The organism is Nocardioides abyssi (assembly GCF_030412915.1).
GTDB classification, from domain to species: Bacteria; Actinomycetota; Actinomycetes; order Propionibacteriales; family Nocardioidaceae; genus Nocardioides; species Nocardioides abyssi.
Window position 1 is genome coordinate 1 of record NZ_JAUHJR010000103.1, and the last position, 291, is coordinate 291.

At 78.7% G+C, this 291-nt stretch carries 1 protein-coding gene; it reads right to left on the minus strand.

The annotated features are described in order from the left end of the window. Positions 1–279, minus strand: a 279-nt coding sequence (locus QWY29_RS20085) for an ATP-binding protein (RefSeq protein WP_300963002.1), incomplete at its 3' end; no start/stop codon positions are given. Between the last annotated feature and the right edge of the window lie 12 nt (positions 280–291).

The window sequence follows — 291 nt, forward strand, 5'->3', positions numbered from 1 at the left end:
CGCGCCCTCGGGCTCGGGGGCGGGGGGCGAGTCGGGCGGGCGCACCGGGCGGTCGGCGCGCGCGTCGAGCAGCCGCGCCCAGACCCCTGTGCCGCCCGGGATCCGCTCGACGCCCCAGTCGTCGGCCAGCACCGAGACGATGCCGAGCCCGCGCCCGGTGGTCGGCTCGCCGTACGAGGAGTCGTCGGGCTCGGCCACCAGGCGCGGCACCACCGCCTCGGCCGGTACGACGCCCTCGTCGCCGACCGACACGGTCACCGCACCGTGGTCCAGGCGCACCGAGACGTCCAT